This window comes from Klebsiella sp. HMSC09D12, assembly GCF_001808475.1.
Lineage (GTDB): Bacteria > Pseudomonadota > Gammaproteobacteria > Enterobacterales > Enterobacteriaceae > Klebsiella > Klebsiella oxytoca.
The window spans coordinates 142,396-164,622 of sequence record NZ_KV793492.1 but is presented as its reverse complement, the minus strand read 5'-3'; the positions used below and the strand labels follow the sequence as shown (position 1 = coordinate 164,622).

18 protein-coding genes and 1 pseudogene are annotated in these 22,227 nt (G+C 57.6%); 10 read left to right on the top strand and 9 right to left on the bottom strand.

All coding sequences use genetic code 11. The features are described from left to right. Positions 1 to 80: 80 nt before the first annotated feature. Positions 81 to 635 carry a YgjV family protein gene (locus HMPREF3178_RS19215; RefSeq protein ID WP_004105965.1) on the top strand — a complete coding sequence of 185 codons (555 nt, stop codon included), beginning with the start codon at positions 81 to 83 and terminating at the stop codon, positions 633 to 635. A gap of 15 nt (positions 636 to 650) precedes the next feature. Here HMPREF3178_RS19215 and sstT read toward each other — a convergent pair whose 3' ends face one another. The 6 genes from sstT to HMPREF3178_RS19185 form a co-directional block, all read right to left on the bottom strand. Then, entirely contained in the window at positions 651 to 1,898 is a 1,248-nt protein-coding gene (gene sstT, locus HMPREF3178_RS19210) for a serine/threonine transporter SstT (protein WP_004105963.1), read from the bottom strand. Between the two features lie 254 nt (positions 1,899 to 2,152). Further along, complete coding sequence (locus HMPREF3178_RS19205; RefSeq protein WP_017145383.1) at positions 2,153 to 3,121, bottom strand: TerC family protein; 969 nt, start codon at positions 3,119 to 3,121, stop codon at positions 2,153 to 2,155. A gap of 250 nt (positions 3,122 to 3,371) precedes the next feature. Then, entirely contained in the window at positions 3,372 to 4,361 is a 990-nt protein-coding gene (locus tag HMPREF3178_RS19200; protein WP_004105959.1) for a Gfo/Idh/MocA family protein, read from the bottom strand. Positions 4,362 to 4,430: 69 nt separating this feature from the next. Further along, complete coding sequence (locus HMPREF3178_RS19195) at positions 4,431 to 4,934, bottom strand: M48 metallopeptidase family protein (RefSeq protein WP_014839612.1); 504 nt, start codon at positions 4,932 to 4,934, stop codon at positions 4,431 to 4,433. Between the two features lie 78 nt (positions 4,935 to 5,012). Further along, positions 5,013 to 6,656, bottom strand: a complete 1,644-nt coding sequence (locus HMPREF3178_RS19190) for a glycoside hydrolase family 43 protein (RefSeq protein ID WP_004105951.1) — start codon at positions 6,654 to 6,656, stop codon at positions 5,013 to 5,015. 128 nt (positions 6,657 to 6,784) lie between these two features. Beyond that, positions 6,785 to 7,651, bottom strand: a complete 867-nt coding sequence (locus tag HMPREF3178_RS19185; protein ID WP_004105950.1) for a helix-turn-helix domain-containing protein — start codon at positions 7,649 to 7,651, stop codon at positions 6,785 to 6,787. A gap of 107 nt (positions 7,652 to 7,758) precedes the next feature. Between HMPREF3178_RS19185 and HMPREF3178_RS19180 the strand changes: the two genes are divergently transcribed. The 3 genes from HMPREF3178_RS19180 (at position 7,759) to HMPREF3178_RS19170 (ending at position 11,242) form a co-directional block, all read left to right on the top strand. Further along, positions 7,759 to 9,102, top strand: a complete 1,344-nt coding sequence (locus HMPREF3178_RS19180) for a glycoside-pentoside-hexuronide (GPH):cation symporter (RefSeq protein WP_017145384.1) — start codon at positions 7,759 to 7,761, stop codon at positions 9,100 to 9,102. 104 nt (positions 9,103 to 9,206) lie between these two features. Next, entirely contained in the window at positions 9,207 to 10,337 is a 1,131-nt protein-coding gene (gene rlmG, locus HMPREF3178_RS19175; protein WP_017145385.1) for a 23S rRNA (guanine(1835)-N(2))-methyltransferase RlmG, read from the top strand. 77 nt (positions 10,338 to 10,414) lie between these two features. After that, a complete protein-coding gene (locus HMPREF3178_RS19170; RefSeq protein ID WP_029496779.1) occupies positions 10,415 to 11,242 on the top strand; it encodes a hypothetical protein in 828 nt (275 codons plus the stop codon). 153 nt (positions 11,243 to 11,395) lie between these two features. On the opposite strand, the gene HMPREF3178_RS19165 is transcribed toward HMPREF3178_RS19170, so the two are convergent. The 3 genes from HMPREF3178_RS19165 to lsrR all read right to left on the bottom strand — a co-directional run bounded on the left by HMPREF3178_RS19165 (position 11,396) and on the right by lsrR (position 16,233). Beyond that, positions 11,396 to 13,417 (bottom strand): NADPH-dependent 2,4-dienoyl-CoA reductase, encoded by a 2,022-nt coding sequence (locus HMPREF3178_RS19165; protein ID WP_017145387.1) that lies wholly within the window; start codon positions 13,415 to 13,417, stop codon positions 11,396 to 11,398. A gap of 213 nt (positions 13,418 to 13,630) precedes the next feature. Continuing rightward, positions 13,631 to 15,223 (bottom strand): autoinducer-2 kinase, encoded by a 1,593-nt coding sequence (lsrK, locus tag HMPREF3178_RS19160; protein WP_017145388.1) that lies wholly within the window; start codon positions 15,221 to 15,223, stop codon positions 13,631 to 13,633. Between the two features lie 38 nt (positions 15,224 to 15,261). Then, entirely contained in the window at positions 15,262 to 16,233 is a 972-nt protein-coding gene (lsrR, locus tag HMPREF3178_RS19155; protein WP_004105944.1) for a transcriptional regulator LsrR, read from the bottom strand. Positions 16,234 to 16,452: 219 nt separating this feature from the next. Here lsrR and lsrA point away from each other — a divergent pair, with 219 nt between their 5' ends. The 6 genes and pseudogenes from lsrA (at position 16,453) to lsrG (ending at position 22,178) form a co-directional block, all read left to right on the top strand. Further along, positions 16,453 to 17,940: an autoinducer 2 ABC transporter ATP-binding protein LsrA gene (gene lsrA / locus HMPREF3178_RS19150; RefSeq protein WP_017145389.1), complete on the top strand. Its 1,488-nt coding sequence runs from the start codon at positions 16,453 to 16,455 to the stop codon at positions 17,938 to 17,940. Beyond that, positions 17,937 to 18,971 carry an autoinducer 2 ABC transporter permease LsrC gene (gene lsrC, locus HMPREF3178_RS19145; protein WP_017145390.1) on the top strand — a complete coding sequence of 345 codons (1,035 nt, stop codon included), beginning with the start codon at positions 17,937 to 17,939 and terminating at the stop codon, positions 18,969 to 18,971. The genes lsrA and lsrC overlap by 4 nt, the downstream gene beginning before the upstream one ends. Next, positions 18,972 to 19,965 (top strand): annotated as a pseudogene (gene lsrD, locus HMPREF3178_RS19140) (autoinducer 2 ABC transporter permease LsrD). It abuts the gene before it with no gap. A gap of 7 nt (positions 19,966 to 19,972) precedes the next feature. Continuing rightward, positions 19,973 to 20,986, top strand: a complete 1,014-nt coding sequence (gene lsrB / locus HMPREF3178_RS19135) for an autoinducer 2 ABC transporter substrate-binding protein LsrB (protein WP_004105940.1) — start codon at positions 19,973 to 19,975, stop codon at positions 20,984 to 20,986. Between the two features lie 11 nt (positions 20,987 to 20,997). Next, on the top strand, positions 20,998 to 21,885 hold the full coding sequence (lsrF, locus tag HMPREF3178_RS19130; RefSeq protein WP_004105939.1) for a 3-hydroxy-5-phosphonooxypentane-2,4-dione thiolase: 888 nt from the start codon (positions 20,998 to 21,000) through the stop codon (positions 21,883 to 21,885). Continuing rightward, complete coding sequence (lsrG, locus tag HMPREF3178_RS19125) at positions 21,882 to 22,178, top strand: (4S)-4-hydroxy-5-phosphonooxypentane-2,3-dione isomerase (protein WP_004105938.1); 297 nt, start codon at positions 21,882 to 21,884, stop codon at positions 22,176 to 22,178. The genes lsrF and lsrG overlap by 4 nt, the downstream gene beginning before the upstream one ends. Positions 22,179 to 22,227: the final 49 nt, after the last annotated feature.

Here is a 22,227-nt window from a genome sequence, read left to right as displayed (position 1 = left end):
CGAAGGGGCGAGACCGCAGGCCGAGTAACGCGGCTAACGCACATGCAACTTGAAGTATGACGGGTATATAAGGATTTCCCATGACCGCATACTGGCTTGCCCAGAGCGTTGGCGTTATCGCCTTTCTGATCGGTATTACGACATTTTTCAATCGCGATGAGCGCCGCTTTAAGCTCCAGCTAGCCGTTTATAGCGCCACCATTGGCGTGCATTTCTTTTTGATGGGCGCCTGGCCGGCGGGTATGAGCGCCGAGCTGAATACCGTTCGTACCCTCGTCTCCATGCGCACCCGCAGGCTGTGGGTGATGACCCTGTTTATTGTGCTCACGCTGGTACTGGGGCTGGCGAAGCTGCAGCACGCTATGGAGCTGCTGCCGATTATTGGCACCCTGGCCAGTACCTGGGCGCTCTTTCGCTGCTCCGGGCTCACCGTCCGCTGCGTGATGTGGTGTGCAACCGCCTGCTGGGTGATCCACAACTTCTGGCTGGGTTCGATCGGCGGCACTCTGATTGAAGGCAGCTTCCTGCTGATGAACGGCCTGAATATCATTCGTTTCCGGCGGATGCAGAAGCGCGGTATCGATCCGTTTAAAGTGGAAAAGGCGGTACAGAAGGAAACCCCCTCCGCGCGTTAGCGGAGGGGGGGGAGATTAACTGCGCAGGGCGTTCTTCGCCAGCTGTTCGTCTTCAGCGATACAGGCGGCAGCGGTGAACAGCGCATCGGTTGAGGAGTTCAGCGCGGTTTCGCAGGAGTCCTGCAGGACGCCGATAATAAAGCCGACGGCGACCACCTGCATGGCGATATCGTTCGGGATACCAAACATATTACAGGCCAGCGGGATCAGCAGCAGCGACCCGCCCGCCACGCCGGAAGCGCCGCAGGCGCACAGCGAAGCAACGACGCTGAGCAGCAGCGCGGTCGGCAGATCGACCGGAACGTTCAGCGTGTGCACTGCCGCCAGGGTCAGTACCGTAATGGTAATCGCCGCGCCGGCCATGTTGATGGTCGCGCCCAGCGGAATAGAGACCGAATAGGTATCGCGATCCAGATTAAGCTTTTCGCACAGCGCCATATTCACCGGAATGTTGGCGGCGGAGCTGCGGGTAAAGAAGGCGTATACGCCGCTTTCGCGCAGGCAGGTCATCACCAGCGGATAGGGATTGCGGCGGATTTTCCAGAACACCAGCAGCGGGTTAATCACCAGCGCCACCAGCAGCATACAGCCAACCAGCACCAGCAGCAGCTGGGCGTAGCCCCACAGGGTTTCAAACCCGGTCGTCGCCAGCGTTGACGCGACCAGCCCAAAGATACCCAGCGGCGCAAAGCGAATCACCACCTTAACGATAAAGGTCACCGCGTGGGACATATCGTTGATCAGATTTTTGGTGGTTTCATTGCCGTGGCGCAGCGCGAACCCTAAACCGACGGCCCAGACCAGAATCCCGATGTAGTTAGCGTTCAACAGGGCGTCAATCGGGTTAGAAACCATGCTCATCAGCAGCCCGCGCAGGACTTCAACGATGCCCGACGGCGGAGTAATGCTCTCTGCCGCTGCGTTCAGGTGCAGCGTTGACGGAAAGAGGAAGCTAAACAGCACCGCGGTTAACGCGGCGGCAAAAGTCCCCAGCAGATAGAGGAACAGAATCGGGCGGATGCTGGTTTTTTGCCCCTGCTGATGATTGGCGATGGAGGCCATAACCAGCATCAATACCAGCACCGGCGCTACCGCTTTCAGCGCGCCGACGAACAGCGTACCCAGTAGTCCAACCGCGACGGCGGCCGGTTTTGAGACCGTCGCCAGCAGTACGCCGAGTACCAGACCGATTAAAATTTGTTTGACCAGACTGCCCTGAGCCAGCCGCCGTAGCAGGGTCGATCGGGGTGATGGGGTTGCCATAATTCATTCCTTCCAGTGATGTCGCTGTCCGTCCCGGCTACGTATTATTTGTAACGTTTATGTCCGGATGTAAATAGATGTTTGCCTGGTTGAGTATACGGAAAGAACGCTATTGGGGAAGGGTAAAATGCTGTTTATCGCGCTGAGATCTTATTTTTTAACTATGCATTAACTATTTTGTGACATGAGTAAGAATAATGCGCGGCGAACGTTGCCGACCGGGTGAAACGGGTCTTCACCCGGTCGTTTACCTTTTATTGCAGCTGTTTTTTCTTATCGTTCTGCTTGTTGACCCAGGCGTTGATAAGCAGGGTCAGCACCAGAATACCGCCGACCACGCCCAGAGAAATGCTGATAGGAATATGGAAGAAATCGACAATCAGCATCTTAATGCCGATAAACACCAGAATCACCGACAGGCCATATTTCAGCATCGAGAAGCGCTCCGCGACGCCCGCCAGCAGGAAATACATCGCGCGCAGGCCAAGTATCGCGAACAGGTTGGAGGTCAGCACGATAAACGGATCGGTGGTCACGGCGAAGATGGCCGGAATACTGTCAACGGCAAAGATTACGTCGCTCAGCTCGACCAGGATCAGCACCAGCAGCAGCGGCGTGGCGTAGATAACGCCGTTTTTGCGGGTAAAGAAGCGCTCACCCTCGATTTTATCCGTCATGCGCAGATGATTGCAGATCCAGCGCACCAGCGGTTTATCGCCGATCCCGGAATCATCTTCTTTCGCCAGCGCCATCTTCACGCCGGTAAACAGCAGGAAGGCGCCGAAGACGTAGAGCAGCCACTCAAACTGAGAGATCAGCCAGCTACCGGCGAAGATCATGATCGTACGCAGCACGATCGCGCCCAGTACGCCGTAAACCAGCACTCTGCGCTGTAGCGCAGGCGGAACGGCAAAGTAGCTGAACAGCATCAGCCAGACGAAGACGTTATCCACGGCCAGCGCTTTTTCAATCAGATAGCCGGTGAGGAACGCCAGCGCTTGCGGGTCGGCCACGGCGCGACCTTCGGTCTGCACCAGATACCACCAGAAAGCGGCGTTAAACAGCAGCGAGAGGGTAACCCAGAGAATTGACCAGCCAGCGGCCTGCTTCATGGTCATGCTATGTGCACCACGCCGTCCCTGCAGCAGCAGATCGATAGCCAGCATAATGACCACGACCACTGCGAATCCGCCCCATAACAACGGTGTGCCGACAGTATTCATTACTATTTTCCTTAGATAAAAACAAAACGGCTGACGTCGGAAGACGGCAGCCGCTGCGCTTTTATGCATAGACCTCGCCTTCCGGCAAGGTCTCACTTACAACAAGAATCTGTTGCCCGGCGACCGGATGCGGTTTTTCACGCATCGTAATGACGATCGGCCGGCAAGGAAGTTACTCCCCTTTGCGCGTAACAAAGTATTACAGGTTATAAATGGCGTCAATGGAGGCCGACGGACCATTTACACAGCTTTACGCCACCGGTTGACTATCCGCCGGGAACACGACCCCGGTCTGGCGACGAATTTCGCTCAGCAGCTTCGCCGTGATGCGGCTCACTTCCAGACCCGGATGAACCACCTCGTTGGCTTCGACCAGACGCGCGAACTCCTCCGCTTCATACAGCATCGTATTGATATGCTGCGGCTGGGTGAGATCCTGAGACTTGCCGCCGCGCGGCACGAAACACACTTTCTGGCATTCGGAGATTTTTTCGATCACCAGCGCGCCAGCTTCGCCCTGAATTTCGCTGGGGATCGCCGAGTCGCTGACCTTTGAGTGGTGCAAAGTGACATCAAAATCCCCGTAGCTGAGAACGACCGTGCCCTGGCCATCGACGCCGCTCTCCAGCAGGCTGGCGGTTGCGTGCACCGCGCGAGGCTCGCCCCACAGCGCGACCGCCGAGGCCAGGCAGTAAAAGCCGATGTCCATAATCGAGCCGTTAGAGAAGGCCGGATTGAAGGTGTTGGGATTTTCACCGTCGAGATAGCGCTGATAGCGGGAAGAGTACTGGCAGTAGTTAATAAAGGCTTTGCGCAGCTTGCCGATCTTGTCGAATGCTTGTTTAAGCAGCAGGAAGTTTGGCAGGCTGGCGGTTTTGAACGCTTCGAAGAGCACCACGTTATTTTCCCGCGCCGTCTTAATGGCGGCTTCCACTTCCTGCAGATTCGAGGCCAGCGGTTTTTCGCAAATGACGTGCTTTTTATGGCGCAGAAACAGGCGGGTTTGCGGAAAGTGCAGCGAGTTTGGGCTGGCGATATAGACCGCGTCAACGTCAGGACTTTGCGCTAAATCTTCCAGCGAAGTGAAGAGATGTTCGACGGGATAGTCGCTGGCGAAAGCCTGGGCTTGCTCAAGGCTGCGGGAGTAGATGGCGGTGAGTTTATATTTGCCGGTTTCATGGGCGGCATCGACAAACTGCTTGGTTATCCAGTTTGTGCCAACAACTGCGAAACGTATCATAAACGTTGACGAACTCCGTAAAAGGGACCTTTCGTCACTGTAGCACGGCATCATGACAAAACCAGTGCGCTATGGCGCAGAACGCTCTAACGAAAGCTGGGTCAGCCACAGGCGGGTATCAAACTCCAGCTGATGGTACTGCGGCTCCATATGGCAGCACAGCTGATAGAACGCTTTGTTGTGCTCTTTTTCCTTCAGGTGCGCCAGCTCGTGCACCACGATCATCCGCAGAAAATCCTCCGGCGCATCGCGAAAAACGGTGGCGACGCGAATTTCGGCTTTGGCCTTCAGCTTGCCGCCCTGAACGCGGGAGATGGCGGTATGCAGGCCGAGCGCGTTGTTAAGCACGTGGATCTTGTTGTCGTACATTACTTTGTTAATAGGCGCCGCGCCGCGCAGATAGCGGGACTTCAGATCCTGGGTGTACTGATACAGCGCTTTATCGTTGTTGATATCGTGGCCCTGCGGATAGCGCTTTTTCAGCACCTCGCCGAGACGGTTCTGTTCGATTAACGCGGTGACCTGCGCCAGCAGGGATTCAGGGTAGCCCTGGAGATAGGTTAAAGTGCTCATGCGGCCTGTTTGCGTAATTCAGCGACAACAGCCGCGGATTCTAGCACCCCGCGCGGGCAGGATGCCAGAAAGGCAGCGTTACTCGATTATCGCGTCTTCGACCGCCCGGTAGCTAAAGAAGTCAAACAGCGCCTCTTTACGATGCAGCATGCTATCCACGCAGGCCATGCCGACAAACGCGCCGGTAAACTCGCCATAGCGGCTGTATTCATCGGAAAAAAGCGAGGTGTCGTAGACCGCGCCGATGTTGAGGTATTTTTCGCCATCCACGGACCACGAGCACTGTATCTCCCGGCCATTAATCGCCATCGCCAGATAGATTTCCCCCTCCGTAAGGCAGATTTTCTGCGGGTCGTCGTGACGCTCACCGTTGTCCATATAAATGATGGCCAGCTGCGCTGCGCCGGAGGCTTCATCCCTGGTTTTATGCAAAAACAGATAGTTCATATTGTCGTAGTAAAGCGCCAGGCCCGCGCTATGCTGATAAATCTCCGGGCTGAAATCCATTTTCGTGGTGATGGTGGCGTATACCGAGGTGAGCTTTTTCGCCAGCAGGCTGACTTTATTCAGCGAGCTCAGCGACTCCTGACCGCGTAAGGCAAGGTAACCCGCTTTACGCTCAAGGCTGGTAAAGCGCTGAAAGCGGATCCGCGGCGCATAGAAGGCGTTATCCAGCGTCTGCCCATCAAAATCATCCCTGTCTGGTTTAGCCGGAAACGGCTGAGAAGGCAGATTAGACTCTTCCACCTGGTGCTGAGCGAGGTTCCCCCCGGCCGCCATGCGCAGCCAGCCATCGTCGCTCCATACCATCTTTTGTATCGCCGTCTCGCGGCCTAGCGGGCAGCGCAACTCCTGGCGGAAGGGTCTGCTGCAAAGGTGGGTTAACCAGACTTCCCCCGTCGGGGTCTCGACGTAGCTGCCGTGCCCGGCCTTTTGCAGATAGGTTTGCGGATTGAAGTAGTGTGGTTTGAGATGACCTGCATCGTGGCGCTCGTTAAAATTCTCCGGCCAGGCGGTGACGATAGGATTTTGCGGATCGCCTTCATAGGGGCCAGCGACCTGCGTTGCGCGCGCCATAGTGACCGCATGGCCGTAACCGGTGCCGCCTTCAGCGACCATCAGATAGTAATAGTCGCCGCGGCGCGTCAAATGCGGTGCTTCTATACAACCGCGATCGGTCCCGCCGCGCCAGATCCGCTGCGGATAGCCGACAACGCTTTGCCTTTGCGGTGAATACTCCACCAGGCAAATGGCGCCCGGTTTTTCGTAACCTTCGCGGGTTTCCCACTCCAGTGAAACGATCCATTTTTTACCGTCGCTGTCGTGCAGGATAGAAGCATCGAACCCGGCCGAGTGAAGATAAACCGGCTCACTCCACGGGCCGCTGATTTCACTGGCGGTAATAAGATAGTTATCTACATCAAAATAACGCGAATTCATGGAATTCATTACGCCATAAATAACGTAGAACAGCTTTTCCTCTTCACACCAGGTCAGGCTTGGCGCCCAAATACCTTTGGCGGAGGGCAGCTTTTTTAAATCCGGATTCGTATCATCGGTGAGAACGTGGGTGAGTAATTGCCAATGTTTGAGATCTCTCGAATGGTAAATCGGCAAGCCGGGAAACCATTCAAAGGAAGAGACAGCTACATAATAATCATCGCCGCGCCGACAGATACTGGGGTCCGGATTAAAACCTTTAAAAACAGGATTCTGAATCATCGTATTTACCCTTAATACGCAAAATATAGCGATGATTGTAAACAGGCGATGGTAAAGGGGATATATAGACTCTGGCTATTTATATAATAAACGTCTACTTATCCGGTGACAGCGCTCACAAAACCGCGTTATTTCTCCGCCCGGCTGCCTACGGCATCGGTGCTTCTGACTTTATGACGGAAGGCCAGCGGGGTGTCGTTCATCATCTCCTTAAACTTGAGGCAGAAGTAGGCGCTGTCGGTGAAGCCGGCGCTTTGCGAGATATCGCTGATCTTCAGGTCGGTATTGGTCAGCAGGTTGATAGCGATATTGAGTTTGCGCAGCAGCATAAATTTTTTGAAGCTGATACCGAAGGCGGATTTAAAGGTGCGGGAAAACCAGGATTTCGACCACCGGCAGCGGCGGGCGGCTTCTTCGGTCGTCATCTCAAAATTTTCATTTTCATCAATGGATTGCAGAAGTTCAATCAGCTCGCTGAGGTAGCGGTGGTTGGTCCGTTCGGTAATGGGGACGGAATCTTTCAGGCTGTTAAAGGCATGCAGCAGCACGCTCTGCATCAGGGAACGGAACAGCGAATCGGCAAAGTCGCTGAACTCGCCGCACCAGCTCAGGAGCAGCTCCAGACGCTCGGCTTCCTCGCCGGAAAGGTAAGCGACTGCGCCGCAGTGCGCGGCGGGTAGCGACAGGTCATATCCCTCAAGCCACTCTTTTTCGAATTGCATAAGATAACGCTTGTGGCTGGCAGCGGCCGGCAGCGTCATTTCATGGATCAATAAGGCAGGGACGAAAACCAGGGTATTGTTTTTTATCGTAAATTTCTCATCACCAATCGAATAGCTGCCTGCCGACTCTCTGAACCACATCAGTTCGTCCATCATATGAAAATGGGGGACTACGTTTATGCCATTGAAATCATTTATGTTATCTACCCGTAAGGTAAATAGCTCGCCGGCGCCCACGGGGATCTTTTCGAAAACGGGAGATTCGTCACTCATCGGGTACACTCTTCTTATATTTAACAGGATGATTTATACATAATCGGTAGGCCCTTCGCAATAACGTACAGAGGACAAATATTAACGATGTTTCTGGCGGAGGCGCGATGAACACTGCCCGTATCAGTATTAACGAAAAATTTAGCTATGGGTTAGGGGATACCGGCTGTAATTTAGTCTGGCAAACAGTGATGCTGTTTATGGCCTGGTTTTATACCGACGTATTTGGTTTAAGTCCGGCGCATATGGGAACCATGTTTCTCGCGGTAAGGGTATTAGACGCGGTGACCGATGTATTAATGGGGGCGGTGGCGGATCGTACCCGAACTAAATATGGGCAATTCCGACCTTATATTTTATGGTTCGCCATTCCTTTTGGCGTTCTTTGCTGCTTAACTTTTTATACGCCGGATTTCGGCTATACCGGCAAGCTCATTTATGCCTATGTTTCTTATACCTTATTATCGCTGGTTTATACGGCGATTAACGTTCCGTATTGCGCGATGATCAATAATATTTCTAACGACTCCCGCGAGCGCGTATCGCTCCAGTCCTGGCGCTTTGCGCTCAGTACGCTTGGCGGCCTGATTGTTTCGCTGACCGCGCTACCGCTGGTGGCGTGGTTGGGCCAGGGGAACGTACAAAACGGTTATTTTTACACCATGATCGTAATGGGGGGCCTGAGCATCATCCTGTTCTTTATCTGTTTTGGCCTGACGAAAGAGCGTTACACCACGGATATCGCGGTCAACAACCAAAGCAGCATTCTTGACGATCTAAAAACTCTGCTCGCCAACAAGGACTGGCGCATTTTGTTCGCGCTCAACGTCGTTAACCTGATTGCGGTGCTGTTTAAAGGCGGGACCACGCTCTATTACGTCAACAACATTATGGGGCGGGCGGATCTGGGTAGCCTGCTGCTGACCACCACCCTGGCCTCGGGCGTGCTGGGGGCGATGCTCTCACCGTTTATCTTTAAAAATATTGATAAAGTGAAAGGGTTTAAAATCTCGATGGCCATCGAGGCGGCGCTGCTGACGGGCATGTACTTCGTCCCGGCGGGGAACGTAGCCGCTATCTTTGCGCTGGTGATTATCATCAATATTATCCAGCTGGCCGCCACGCCGCTGCAGTGGAGCATGCTGTCCGATATCATCGATGCGGAAGAAAAACGCAGCGGTAAAAAGCTCAGCGGGATCGTTTTTTCAACGAACCTGTTTGCCATCAAGCTGGGGATCGCCATCGGCGGCGCGCTGGTGGGCTATATGCTGGCCTGGGGCGACTACGTCGGCGGCGCAGCCCAGCAAACCGAGTCCGCGCTGCAGATGATTAAGCTGTTGTTTACCGTCTTCCCCGGCGTGCTGGTGGCGCTGCTGATTGTTATCATGAGCAAATATAGTCTGGACGATAAGCGCCTGTCGCGCATGGCGCAGGACGACCTCCCGGCGTAACGGGCTATCGCCCGGAAGAAGGAGATAATCGGCGCATCTCTATTCTACTGGGCGGAGTTTGCGTATAAACTCGCGGGTTTTAGAGTTCCGGAGGCACAAAGGCGATGAGCCAGGTAGAGTTAAACGGTGAGTTATTCACATTAGAGCGGTTCCCGCCGAATGCTGAAGAGGAAGCGCTTCAGGCGTGGGAAGCGGCGGATGAATATCTGCTGCAACAGGTGAATGATGTCGACGGCCTGACGCTCATTTTCAATGACAGCTTCGGCGCGCTGGGCTGCGCGCTGGCGGAACGCAATCCGGTCAGCATCAACGATTCCTACGTATCTGAGCTGGCGACCCGCTACAACCTGCGGATGAACGGCATTAATGAAGAGAGCGTACGTTTTCAGGATCCCCTGAGCGAACTGCCCGCAGCTCCGGCACTGGTGCTCATTAAAGTACCAAAACAGCTGGCGCTGCTGGAGCAGCAGCTGCGCGCTCTGCGCGCGGTTGTCACGCCAGAAACCCGCATCATCGCCGCTGCGAAAGCTCGCGACGTCCACAATTCCACCCTGGCGCTGTTTGAGAAAATCCTTGGCACCACCACCACATCGCTGGCCTGGAAAAAGGCGCGGCTGATTTTCTGTACCTTTACCGCGCCTGAGGTAGCCGATGCGCCGCAAACTTACAGCTGGCAGCTGGACGGTACACCGTGGACGATTCACAACCACGCCAACGTGTTTGCCCGCAGCGGCCTGGATATTGGCGCGCGCTTCTTCCTGGAACACTTGCCAGTAAATATTGAAGGCGAGATCGCCGATCTCGGCTGCGGCAATGGCGTGATTGGCCTGAAAGCGCTGGCTTTAAACCCCGACGCCCGGGTGATGTTTACCGATGAGTCCTATATGGCGGTCGCTTCCAGCCGACTGAACGTCGAAACCAATCTGCCGGATGACCTCGAGCGCTGCGAGTTTATGGTGAATAACGCGCTGTCCGATATTGAACCGGACCGCTTCGCCGCCATCCTCTGCAACCCGCCGTTCCATCAGCAGCATGCGATCACCGATCATATTGCCTGGCAGATGTTTAACGATGCCCGTCGTAGCCTGAAGTACGGCGGCGAGCTGTATGTCGTCGGTAACCGCCACCTCGATTATTTCCGCAAGCTGAAGCGCGCGTTCGGTAACTGCACGACGATCGCCACCAATAATAAATTTGTGGTTTTAAAAGCGGTGAAATTGCGTAAGGCGCGTTAAAAGATAATAATCTCGTTCCTGGATAAGCAGGCCGCTATGGCCTGTTTATTTATATTAATCGGACAGGGATTATTAATATGAATCATCAGGAAGATGAATACAATAACGGAGCCGCCACTCCGCGCAAAATTGTCTTAGGCAGGCATCCTGCCGTATTTGTTTGCGTTATACAATGCATAGTTTATATATACATCACTGGCTCTGGCTGGCTCGGGTTTAGTGATAATACCGGTGGAGGGTATAATCTGCTATTCGCTGTCCTGTGGGCAGCAATGGCCTTCGGAATCTATAAATATAGCCGCGCCTGCGCTGCCATGGCGCTGGTTCTTTATTTTATCGATCAACTGGCGGTGGAGTTATTTCCGCCCGGACGCAGCTTTAATGTGGCCTGGCTGGCAGGGACCACGATCTGGTTACTCTGTTTTTGCCGCGGAATCATTGCCTGCTGGATGCGGCGTAAACATAAAGTCATCGGGATTGATGACAGTACATATATTAATAAGCGAACGTTAACGCTGTATCTCATTGTGCTCGTGCTTTTCCATTCATCCTGTCTGGGCCTGAAACAGGCGCAGAAGCACACCCGCAATATCCTCTGGCAGGCGTTTTATCAATCGGTCATGGAAGATAAGAGTAAGATCCCGCTGCCGATAAAAATCGATAATAATACTTCCCTCACCGACATCTATTTTGATCAGCACACCTTGATTGTTGAACACCATGTTCGCCAGACAAAGCTGGCCGATTTACCGATGGCGCTCTACTACGCGCACGCTAAAAAACTTTACTCGCGTTATTGCGCCAACGATGTGGCGAGCTCGCTTGATTTAAAAATGATAGTCCGCTTTGCGCAGGGGTATGAGACGCGTGACCTGTCGTTTACGCCAAAAGACTGTCAATTTTAAGATGGGGAAAATCGCTGAGTGAAGCTATCGCTGCCAGCAATATCAAGATTGCCGTTTGTATCAGGCTGGGGCGATAGTGATGTACCGACTCACGCAGGGAAATGACAATCGCGAGTTTACCTATGGCGCTCGCGATTGTCTGAGCATGAACTTTTAAATCGACAGCGCCAGCCGGGTGCCCTGAGCGATAGCCCGCCGGGCGTCCAGCTCCAGCGCCACGTCGCAGCCGCCGATCAAATGTACCGTTTTACCCGCCGCCCGCAGCGGATCGGCCAGCTCGCGGCGGGGATCCTGACCGGCGCAGATAATCACATGATCAACGTTAAGCACCTGAGATTCGCCGCCGATCGTCACATGTAAGCCGGCATCATCGATCCGTTGATAGCTGACGCCGGGGATCATTTTGACGCCGCGGGCCAGCAGGGTAGCGCGATGGATCCAGCCGGTAGTTTTCCCCAGCCCGTCGCCGGGCTTGCTGGTTTTGCGCTGCAGCATCACGATCTGGCGCGGGCTTTTAGCCAGCTGCATCCCCTCCGGGCGCAGTCCGCCGGCGTTCTGCAGGCTGGTATCGATCCCCCATTCTGCACAGAACTCGCCGATATTCTGGCTGGTGGCAATGCCGGACTGGCTGAGGTACATGGCCGTATCAAAGCCGATCCCGCCGCAGCCGATAATCGCCACCTTCTCGCCTACCGGCGCTTTATCGCGCAGGACATCGAGGTAGCTCAGCACTTTGGGATGCTCGATCCCGGCGATATCCGGCATCCGCGGGGCGATCCCGGTGGCGAGGACGATTTCATCAAATGCCCGCAGATCCCCGGCCGTGACGTGGGTATTCAATCGCAGATCGACAGCGTGAAGATCGAGCATCTGGCGATAGTAGCGCAGGGTTTCGTAGAATTCCTCTTTGCCGGGGATCTGTTTGGCGATATTAAACTGGCCGCCAATCTCGCAATGACCATCAAAAAGGGTAACCTGATGTCCGCGCGAGGCGGCGTTAACCGCAAAGGCCAGCCCGGCAGGACCAGCGCCGACCACCGCCAGCCGCTTCGGCGTGGTCGCGGGCGCTATCGGCATCAGGGTTTCATGGCAGGCGCGCGGGTTGACCAGGCACGAGGTGACCTTGCCGGCGAAGATCCGATCGAGGCAGGCCTGGTTGCAGCCGATGCAGGTATTGATCTCTTCCGCCCGTCCGCTTTGTGCTTTGGAGAGAAATTCGCTGTCGGCGAGGAAAGGGCGGGCCATTGATACCATATCGGCGTCTCCGCGAGCCAGGATCGCTTCCGCCACATCGGGATCGTTAATCCGGTTGGTGGTGACCAGCGGGATCGACACCGCGCCTTTCAGCTTACGGGTGACCCAGCTAAAGGCGCCGCGCGGTACCGGTGTGGCGATGGTGGGAATACGCGCCTCGTGCCAGCCGATACCGGTATTGATAATCGTTGCCCCTGCGGCCTCAATGGCTTTTGCCAGCTCGGTGACTTCCGCCAGGGTGCTGCCGCCGCTGACAAGGTCAAGCATTGACAGACGATAGATAATAATAAAGTCGTTGCCTGCGCGCTCCCGTACGGCTCTGACCACCTCTATGGCAAAACGCATGCGTCGGGCGTAGTCGCCGCCCCACTGGTCGTCGCGCAGGTTGGTTCGTGCGGCAAGAAATTCGTTAATCAGATAGCCTTCCGAGCCCATCACTTCGACGCCGTCGTACCCGGCTTCTCGCGCCAGCTGGGCGCAGCGGGCAAAATCATCGATCAGCTGTAAGATCTCTTCGTGGCTCAGTTCGTGAGGCGTAAAGGGGTTGATCGGCGCCTGCAGCGCGGAAGGGGCCACCAGCTTCGGTTGGTAGCTGTAGCGCCCGGTATGCAGGATCTGCAGGGCGATTTTGCCGCCCTCCTCGTGTACCGCGTCGGTAATATAGCGATGATGGGAGAGGTGACTGGCGTCGTTAAGCACCGCCCCGCCCGCCATGGTGACGCCGGAAGGGGCGGGGGCAATTCCGCCGGTGACGATCAGCGCTACCCCGTGGCGGGCGCGCTCGGCGTAAAAAGCCGCCAGCCGCTGCGCGCCATCCGGGAGCTCCTCCAGGCCAGTATGCATTGAGCCCATCAACACGCGGTTTTTGAGCGTAGTGAACCCCAGCTCAAGCGGGGCGAAAAGCGACGGGTAGCGGCTCATAATCTCTTCCAGTGTAAAATTATTGTTATGTGGTCGGATGAGTTACTAATTTAGCCGCCGCGGGCAAAAAGGGAAAAGGGGAGTGCGGCGATTGTGATGGGATTCAAAGAACGGCGGAAGGTTCTCCCTTCTCCCACCGGGAAAGGGAGAAGGGCGGAATAGCGCAGGGGGCCAGTGAAGCCCGGACTGTTCTCTCTCCTGTCGGGGAGAGGCTTAGGGTGAGGGGGCAACGCGCTCGCGGCGCGCCAGACCCGGCGCCTGCCACATGGAGGTCGTCAATCCGCTGTCCACCAGACCGAGCTGCTCGGCGTACACCGACTGCCATTTGGTCATCATCTCCTGATACAGCTCCCGATGCGCGGGATTAGGCGTAAATTCCCGGTACCAGCTCACCAGTCTCTCACCCGTTGTCGCCATATCGGCGTATAGCCCGGCGCCGGTGCCGGCGGCGATCGCGCAGCCCAGCGCCGTCGCTTCGCGGACTTCCGGCACCCGCACCGGCAGACCGGTGACATCGCTGAGGATCTGGCTCCACAGCGCCCCTTTTGCACCGCCGCCGGCAAAGACCAGGCTATCAAACTGCACGCCGGAAAACTGCGAAATCTGCGCCAGGTTGCAGGCGGAGACAATCGCCGCGTTCTCTTCCAGCGCACGGAAAAGCGTGGCCTTATTGCATTTTTCCGGGTCGATGGAGAGGTTAATAAACGATGGTGCAGCGTGGTACCACTGCTTAAAGTGCATGGCGTCAGAGAAAATCGGCATCACCCCGTGGGAACCCGCCGGTACGCGGCTGGCCATCTCTTCGAGCAGGCTGTAGGCGTCAACGCCGAGGCGCTCGGCAATGAGCTTCTCTTCTGCGCAAAAAGCATCACGGAACCAGCGCATGGTCAGGCCGGTAAAAAAGCTGATGGACTCCGCCTGCGCCATGCCGGGTATGACGTGCGGGTTAACGCGAATATTCATCTCCGGGTCAGTACGGACTTCCGGCAGGTTAACCACCTGCTGCCAGAAAGTGCCGCCGAGCACCGCCGTCTGCCCGGCGCGCACCACGCCGAGACCCAGGCAGCCGAGCTGGACGTCGCCGCCGCCCATCACCACCGGCGTGCCTGCGCGCAGCCCGCTTTGCGCCGCCGCTGCGTCGGTCACCGCCCCCAGTACGCTGCCGGTCTCCTTGACCGGCGAGAGAATATCGGCCCGCAGTCCGGCCATATCCAGCAGCGCCGGGCGCCAGTCGCGGCTGAACAGGTCGAGCATGCCGGTGGTTCCGGCGTTAGAAGGGTCGACCGCCAGCTCGCCGGAGAGCTTCGCCGCCAGCCAGTCGCTGATCATGGTGATGGTCGCCGCTTTGCGGTAGATATCCGGGCGATGGTGGGCCAGCCAAAGCAGGCGCGGCATGGCGCTCAGCGCCAGGGTCTGCCCCGACACGCTGTACACTTCGGATTCAAAACGGTCGTCGTGGATCTCTTTGAGCTCCGCCACCTCGCGGCTGGCGCGAGCGTCAACGTTGGCGCAGGCCCAGATGGCCTCGCCGTTGCGGTCGTAAAGCACGATGCCTTCACGCATCGAGCAGCAGGCCACGGACTGAATATCCGCCGCAGAGAGATGGGCGGCGGCCAGCGCCTGGCGGATACACTGACAGGCCAGCTGCCAGTTGACGCTGAGATCGAACTCCATTGAGCCGGGGACATTCTCAACGCTCAGGTGCTTCCATTCGGCCTGACCGACCGCAATCTGACGGCCCTGGAGATCGAATACGACCGCCCGAACGCTGCCGGTCCCGGCATCTAACGCTAACAGGTAACTCATGACATGCGCCTCGCTCGTGTTGCGCGGCGCAGGGCCATTTATGAGGCCAGCGTCAGCACCGCGCGTGCTGTTGTCTCTTCCGTTACCAGGCCATTAATCCGCTTGCCGATAAGGGCCGCGTAAATCGCCTGCGCTTTTTCTGTGCCCCCGGCGACGCCAACGATAGTCGGCAGCTGCGCCAGTTCATCAAGGGTGACGCCAAGCAGTTCCCGATGGATCTCCAGCCCTTCAACCGGTTTACCGTCGGCCTGCAGGAAATAACCTAAAATGTCGCCGACCGCCCCTTTGCGGGCGTACATCAGCTGCTCGCCTTCGCTGATATAGCCGGAGCGCAGGATGGTGGCGTCCCGGCGCTGGTCAATGGCCCCGATACCTACCACTGCCGCATCCGCCGCCGTGGCGGCCAGGATCACATCGCGTACGCTCGATTCCCGGCGCAGGATCTCCGCTACATCCGCCGATGACACCCTCAGCGGCGCGGGGATCATGCTGACGCTACAGGCGGCATCCAGCTGGCCAATGCCGGTCATATACGGACCTACGCCGCCGGAAAGCGTCACCAGCCGAACCTGTTGGGAACCGATAAACCCGCTCAGATGCTGCAGGCAGCTCATGGTGGCTTCGCCAAAGCCCACCGCCAGCAGTTGTCCTGGCTCCAGCACGCCCATTAACGATTGCGCTGCGCCAATCCCCAGGCGGGTGTTCATCGGCGGGGTATTGAGCGCCGGCAGCACGCGGGCGATTTTCAGGCCAAAGCGCTGCTGGAGTTCGGTTTCCAGCGCCAGACAGCCCTCATAGCGCGAATTAATCTGTACGCGGATCACTCCCGACTGGCGGCCTTTTTCCAGCAGGCGGGAGATTTTTAACCGCGGCAGCCCTAAACGCTCGCCGATGTCGTTCTGCGTCAGGCCGTCGTGGTAGTAACACCACGCTACCCGCGCCACCAGCTCCTCCTCGGCTAACGCCAGCCCGGCGTAGCGGCTCTCTTCCGTAATGCGTTTTTCGCTCATAAAGTGAACTCTTATAAAAATTTAGATCATATGTTCGTTATTGCGTGGTCGGAAAATGTGAGCCGACTGGCAAAACCGATCTTTCGTTGTTCGCTGGTTTTATTCAAACGATCGAAAGCATAAAACTGTGATCGTTGCACGGTTGTAAATATAGTTCACCGTCTACGCTTTTGAACATTATTAATTCAAAAAATCTTTTGTTCAAAACGAGGCGCGATGATGAAGCCACTGCTTGAAGCTCGCCAAATCTGCAAACAGTTCTCCGGCGTGACCGTGCTGAAGCATATTGATTTCACGCTGCTTTCCGGCCAGGTGCACGCGCTGATGGGCGGCAACGGCGCCGGAAAATCGACGCTGATGAAGATTATTGCCGGGGTAGAGACCCCTGACAGCGGTGAGCTCATCCTCGGCGAACGTACATTTGCGCGCCTTACTCCCGCCCAGGCCCATCAGCAGGGCGTGTATCTGGTGCCGCAGGAACCGATGTTATTCCCCAATCTGACGGTGCGGGAAAATATTCTTTTTCGTCTGCCGAAGCGGGCGGATAACGAGAACCATCTGCAGGAAAAGCTTCAGCAGCTTAATTGCCAGCTTAACCTTGAGGCGGCGGCCAGCACGCTGGAAGTGGCCGATCAGCAAATGGTGGAGATCCTGCGCGGGCTGATGCGCGACGCGCAGATCCTGATCCTCGATGAGCCCACCGCCTCATTGACGCCGGGAGAAACCGATCGCCTGTTTCGCCAGATCCGCTCTTTGCAGGCGCTCGGTGTCGGGATCGTGTTTATCTCGCACAAGCTGCCGGAGATCCGCCAGGTCGCCAGCCACGTTTCGGTGATGCGCGATGGCGCGGTGGTGCTGAGCGGGGAAACCGCGCACTACGGCGACAACCAGCTGATTGGCGCAATGACGCCGGTCAGTCGCGATCGAGCCCTGAGCGACACGCAAAAGTTGTGGCTGGCGCTGCCGGGCAATCGTCGCACTCAGGCGCAGGATTTTCCGGTGCTGCGGGTCGAAGATCTGACCGGAGAGGGCTTTATCGATCTCAATCTGGAGATCCGCGCCGGGGAGATCGTCGGCCTCGCCGGGCTGGTCGGATCCGGGCGTACCGAATTTGCTGAAACGCTCTATGGTCTGCGACCGGCTCGCGCAGGGCGGGTGTGGCTGGAAAACCGCGATATCAGCCGCGACAGCACGCGCGCCAGGCTGGCCAGCGGGCTGGTCTATCTGCCGGAGGACAGACAGGTTTCCGGACTGTTTCTCGATGCGCCGGTGCGCTGGAACACGGTGATGTTTAACCAACCGTCGCTGTGGCAGCAGAACCGGCGCGAAGCGGCGGTGGTGGAGCGCTATCACCGGGCGCTGGGGATCAAAATAGCCGATGGCGATCGTCCGGTGCGCACGCTCTCCGGCGGTAACCAGCAGAAGGTACTGTTGGCGCGCTGCCTGGAGGCTAACCCGCTGCTGCTGATCGTCGATGAACCGACCCGCGGCGTGGACGTTTCCGCCCGCGCCGACATCTATCAGCTGCTGAAAAGCGTCGCCGCGCAGAACGTGGCGGTATTGATGATCTCCAGCGATCTCGACGAGTTCGTTGGCCTGGCCGATCGGGTGGTTGTAATGCATCAGGGCAGGCAGAGCGGCGAGCTGGCGCAGCAGGCGGTCAGCGTTGACCGGATGATGACCCTGGCCTTCGGAGGGCAGGCATGAAAACGTTATTAAAGAATCGCGAACTGAGCGCCTTCCTCGCCATCGTGGTGCTGTTTGCCGGGCTGGTGGCGCTCAACCCGGCTTATTTCAGCTTACAAACCCTGGGCATGATTTTCGCCAGCTCGCAAATCCTTTGCCTGCTGGCGCTGGGGGCGACGCTGGTGATGCTCACCCGCAATATTGACGTTTCGGTGGGCTCCACCGTTGGCCTGAGCGCTATCGCGACAGGCGTGGCGCTAAATAGCGGGTATGGGCTGATGACCGCCATCGCCTTTGCGCTGGCGATCGGCGCGCTGGCTGGCGCCTTTAACGGCCTGCTGGTGGTGGGGCTGCGCATCCCGGCGATTGTCGCCACTCTCGGCACCCTCGGCCTTTATCGCGGGGTGATGCTGCTGTGGACCGGCGGTAAGTGGATTGAAGGTTTGCCGAACAGCCTGAAAGCGCTGTCGGAACCGGCATTCATCGGCATTTCTCCGCTGGGCTGGCTGGTGCTGGCGCTACTGCTGGCGGGCGGCGGGATACTATCGCGTACTGCCTTTGGCCGTGATTTTTACGCCGTCGGCGATAACCTTGCCGCTGCCCGCCAGCTTGGGGTGGCGGTGAACCGCACGCGGATGCTGGCATTCACCCTTAACGGCATGCTGGCGGCCTGCGCCGGGATTGTGTTCGCCGCGCAGATTGGATTTGTGCCCAATCAGACCGGCAGCGGCCTGGAGATGAAAGCCATCGCCGCCTGCGTGCTCGGCGGGATCTCGCTGCTGGGCGGTACCGGCACGCTGCTCGGCGCTTTTCTCGGCGCCTTCTTCCTCACCCAAATCGATACCGTGCTGGTGCTGTTTCGTCTCCCGGCGTGGTGGAACGACTTCATTGCCGGCCTGGTGCTGCTCGGCGTACTGGTGCTCGACGGGCGGCTGCGTCAGGCGCTGACCCGCCATCAGCGGGCGCTGAAATACAGTCGCTTTCAGCCCGGCAATAAAGGGGGCAAGCGCGTGGCCCCGTTTCCTGAACGCAAAAATAAAGAGGTGGCGTAAATGAAGCTCAACTGGGAAAGCGCGCTGCTGGGATTACTGGTGGTGGAGATCCTGCTGTTTGGCACCCTCAATCCGCGCATGCTCGATCTCAATATGCTGCTGTTCAGCACCAGCGACTTTATCTGCATCGGCATCGTGGCGCTGCCGCTGACGCTGGTGATCATCAGCGGCGGGATTGATATTTCGCTCGGTTCCACTATCGGCCTGTGCGCCATCGCGCTGGGGGTGATGATGCAGGCGGGCTGGCCAATGAGCCTCGCGATCCCCCTGACGCTGCTGCTCGGCCTGCTGTGCGGGCTGCTGAACGCGGCGCTGATTCACTACACCGGTATTAGCCCGCTGGTGATTACCCTTGGCACCCTGTACCTCTACGGCGGCGGCGCGCTGCTGCTTTCGGGCATGGCCGGGGCGACCGGCTACGAAGGCATCGGCGGATTCCCGGATAGCTTTACCGCCTTCGCCAATCTGACCCTGTTCGGCCTGCCGATACCGCTGGTGCTGTTCGCCGTTATCACCTTTTTCTTCTGGCTGCTGGCCCACCGCGGGCGCTTTGGGCGGCACCTTTTTCTGCTTGGCCAGAACCCGCGCGCCGCGCGCTACGCCGCGCTTTCCGTTAACGGGATGCCCTACGCGCTGTATGGCCTGGTGGGCGTAGCGTCGGCGGTGGCGGCGCTGGTGATGGTCTCCTATTTCGGCTCGGCGCGCTCGGACTTAGGCCGCGACCTGCTGATGCCGGCGCTGACCGCCGCGGTGCTCGGCGGGGCCAATATCTACGGCGGTTCCGGCTCGATCGTCGGCACGGCGCTTGCCGCGCTGCTGGTGGGCTATTTACAACAAGGTTTGCAAATGGTCGGCATCCCCAACCAGGTGTCGAGCGCGCTGTCAGGGGCGCTGTTGGTTGTGGTGGTGATGGGGCGTTCGCTGAGTCTGCACCGTGAGTGGGTGCGGATGACCTGGCGGCGTCTTTCTCGCGCATAAGACAATCGGAGCATAAACATACGATGAAAACCAAACGAATCCTGCAAACGAGCGCCCTGGCGCTGGCGTTAAGCGTGGCAACCGCTCAGGCGGCGGACCGCATCGCCTTTATTCCTAAGCTGGTCGGCGTCGGCTTCTTTACCAGCGGCGGTAACGGCGCGAAAGAGGCGGGCAAAGCGCTCGGCGTGGACGTCACCTATGACGGCCCGACCGAACCGAGCGTCTCCGGCCAGGTGCAGCTGATCAACAACTTCGTCAACCAGGGCTACAACGCGATTATCGTCTCCGCCGTATCGCCGGACGGCCTGTGCCCGGCGCTGAAGCGGGCGATGCAGCGCGGGGTCAAGGTTCTGACCTGGGACTCCGATACCAAACCAGAGTGCCGCAGCATCTATATCAACCAGGGGACGCCGCAGCAGCTTGGCGGCCTGCTGGTGGAGATGGCGGAAAAACAGGTGACGAAACCCACCGCCAAGGTGGCGTTTTTCTACTCCAGCCCAACGGTGACCGATCAGAACCAGTGGGTAAAAGAGGCGAAAGCCAAAATTGAAAAAGCGCATCCGCAGTGGGAAGTGGTGACCACGCAGTTTGGCTATAACGACGCCACCAAATCGCTGCAAACTGCCGAGGGGATCTTAAAAGCGTACCCGGATCTCGACGCCATTATCGCCCCGGACGCCAACGCGCTTCCGGCCGCCGCCCAGGCGGCAGAGAACCTTAAGCGCCAGGGCGTGGCGATTGTCGGCTTCAGTACCCCGAACGTGATGCGCCCCTATGTAGAGCGCGGCACGGTAAAAGCCTTCGGCCTGTGGGACGTGGTACAGCAAGGCAAGATCGCGGTTAACGTCGCCGATCGTCTGCTGAAAAAGGGCGATCTTAACGTCGGCGACAGCGTTGATGTGAAAGATCTCGGCACCCTGAAAGTCGAGCCCAACAGCGTGCAGGGTTATCAGTATGAAGCGAAAGGCAACGGCATCGTGCTGCTGCCGGAGCGGGTGGTGTTCACCAAAGAGAATATCAATAACTACGATTTCTGATGGAGGATGAGATGGCTGATTTAGACGATATCAAAGAGGGAAAAAACTTCGGCTTAGACCGTCCGCAGCAGAACACGCTCTATACGCTGAAGGGCTGTGGGTCGCTGGAGTGGGGGATGCAGTCGCGGCTGGCGCGTATCTTTAATCCGCAGAGCAATCGCACGGTGATGCTGGCTTTCGATCACGGCTATTTTCAGGGGCCGACTACCGGTCTGGAGCGTATCGATCTCTCTATCGCGCCGCTGTTCGAGGAGACCGACGTGCTGATGTGCACCCGCGGCGTACTGCGCAGTCAGGTGCCGGCCGCGACCAACAAACCGGTGGTGCTGCGCGCTTCCGGCGGCAACTCGATCCTCAGCGAACTTTCCAACGAGTGCGTGGCGGTGGCGATGGAAGATGCGCTGCGCCTGAACGTCTGCGCGGTGGCGGCGCAGGTCTATATCGGCAGCGAACATGAGCATCAGTCCATCAACAACATCATCAAGCTGGTGGACGCCGGCAACCGCTACGGTATGCCGGTGCTGGCGGTAACCGGGGTGGGTAAAGAGATGGCCCGCGACGCCCGCTACTTCTCGCTGGCCAGCCGCATTGCCGCTGAAATGGGGGCGCAGTTTGTAAAAACCTACTTTGTTGAGGAAGGCTTTGAGAAAGTGACCGCCAGCTGCCCGGTGCCGATCGTCATCGCCGGGGGCAAAAAGCTGCCGGAGCAGGAGGCGCTCGAGATGTGCTGGCGGGCGATTGACCAGGGCGCATCCGGCGTCGATATGGGACGGAATATCTTCCAGTCCAGCGCGCCGCGCGCGATGCTGAAGGCGGTGAAAAAAGTGGTGCATGAGAACCTGAGCGCCCGCGAGGCGTATCAGTTCTGGCAGGAGGAAAAACAGGGAGAGCTGCAATGAACGTAACGCTGGTAGAAATCAATATCAAACCGGAACGGGTCGACGAGTTTCTTGAGGTATTCCGCGCCAACCACGAGGGGGCGCTGCAGGAGCCGGGCAATCTTCGCTTTGATGTCCTGCAGGACCCGGAGGTGAAGACGCGCTTTTTTATTTATGAAGCCTATAAAGATGATGAAGCGGTGTTGGCGCACAAGAAAACCCCGCACTATCTGGCCTGCGTAGAGAAGCTGGAGGCGCTGATGTCGCAGCCGCGGCAGAAACGCAGCTTTATCGGCCTGCTGCCGGAGGTGTAAGACGAGTCCTCTCCCACGGAAAGAGGGGGAAAAGAGGAGCCGTCTGTTA

Excerpts from the sequence above, each read along its gene's own strand:
- HMPREF3178_RS19170 (WP_029496779.1), top strand. The coding sequence starts at position 10,415 with ATGAATCATCAGGAAGATGAATACAATAACGGAGCCGCCACTCCGCGC.
- HMPREF3178_RS19190 (WP_004105951.1), bottom strand. The coding sequence starts at position 6,656 with ATGATTCAGAATCCTGTTTTTAAAGGTTTTAATCCGGACCCCAGTATC.
- rlmG (WP_017145385.1), top strand. The coding sequence starts at position 9,207 with ATGAGCCAGGTAGAGTTAAACGGTGAGTTATTCACATTAGAGCGGTTC.
- HMPREF3178_RS19180 (WP_017145384.1), top strand. The coding sequence starts at position 7,759 with ATGAACACTGCCCGTATCAGTATTAACGAAAAATTTAGCTATGGGTTA.
- HMPREF3178_RS19200 (WP_004105959.1), bottom strand. The coding sequence starts at position 4,361 with ATGATACGTTTCGCAGTTGTTGGCACAAACTGGATAACCAAGCAGTTT.
- HMPREF3178_RS19185 (WP_004105950.1), bottom strand. The coding sequence starts at position 7,651 with ATGAGTGACGAATCTCCCGTTTTCGAAAAGATCCCCGTGGGCGCCGGC.
- sstT (WP_004105963.1), bottom strand. The coding sequence starts at position 1,898 with ATGGCAACCCCATCACCCCGATCGACCCTGCTACGGCGGCTGGCTCAG.
- HMPREF3178_RS19205 (WP_017145383.1), bottom strand. The coding sequence starts at position 3,121 with ATGAATACTGTCGGCACACCGTTGTTATGGGGCGGATTCGCAGTGGTC.
- HMPREF3178_RS19195 (WP_014839612.1), bottom strand. The coding sequence starts at position 4,934 with ATGAGCACTTTAACCTATCTCCAGGGCTACCCTGAATCCCTGCTGGCG.
- lsrF (WP_004105939.1), top strand. The coding sequence starts at position 20,998 with ATGGCTGATTTAGACGATATCAAAGAGGGAAAAAACTTCGGCTTAGAC.
- lsrA (WP_017145389.1), top strand. The coding sequence starts at position 16,453 with ATGAAGCCACTGCTTGAAGCTCGCCAAATCTGCAAACAGTTCTCCGGC.
- lsrK (WP_017145388.1), bottom strand. The coding sequence starts at position 15,223 with ATGAGTTACCTGTTAGCGTTAGATGCCGGGACCGGCAGCGTTCGGGCG.
- HMPREF3178_RS19215 (WP_004105965.1), top strand. The coding sequence starts at position 81 with ATGACCGCATACTGGCTTGCCCAGAGCGTTGGCGTTATCGCCTTTCTG.
- lsrG (WP_004105938.1), top strand. The coding sequence starts at position 21,882 with ATGAACGTAACGCTGGTAGAAATCAATATCAAACCGGAACGGGTCGAC.
- lsrB (WP_004105940.1), top strand. The coding sequence starts at position 19,973 with ATGAAAACCAAACGAATCCTGCAAACGAGCGCCCTGGCGCTGGCGTTA.
- HMPREF3178_RS19165 (WP_017145387.1), bottom strand. The coding sequence starts at position 13,417 with ATGAGCCGCTACCCGTCGCTTTTCGCCCCGCTTGAGCTGGGGTTCACT.
- lsrC (WP_017145390.1), top strand. The coding sequence starts at position 17,937 with ATGAAAACGTTATTAAAGAATCGCGAACTGAGCGCCTTCCTCGCCATC.
- lsrR (WP_004105944.1), bottom strand. The coding sequence starts at position 16,233 with ATGAGCGAAAAACGCATTACGGAAGAGAGCCGCTACGCCGGGCTGGCG.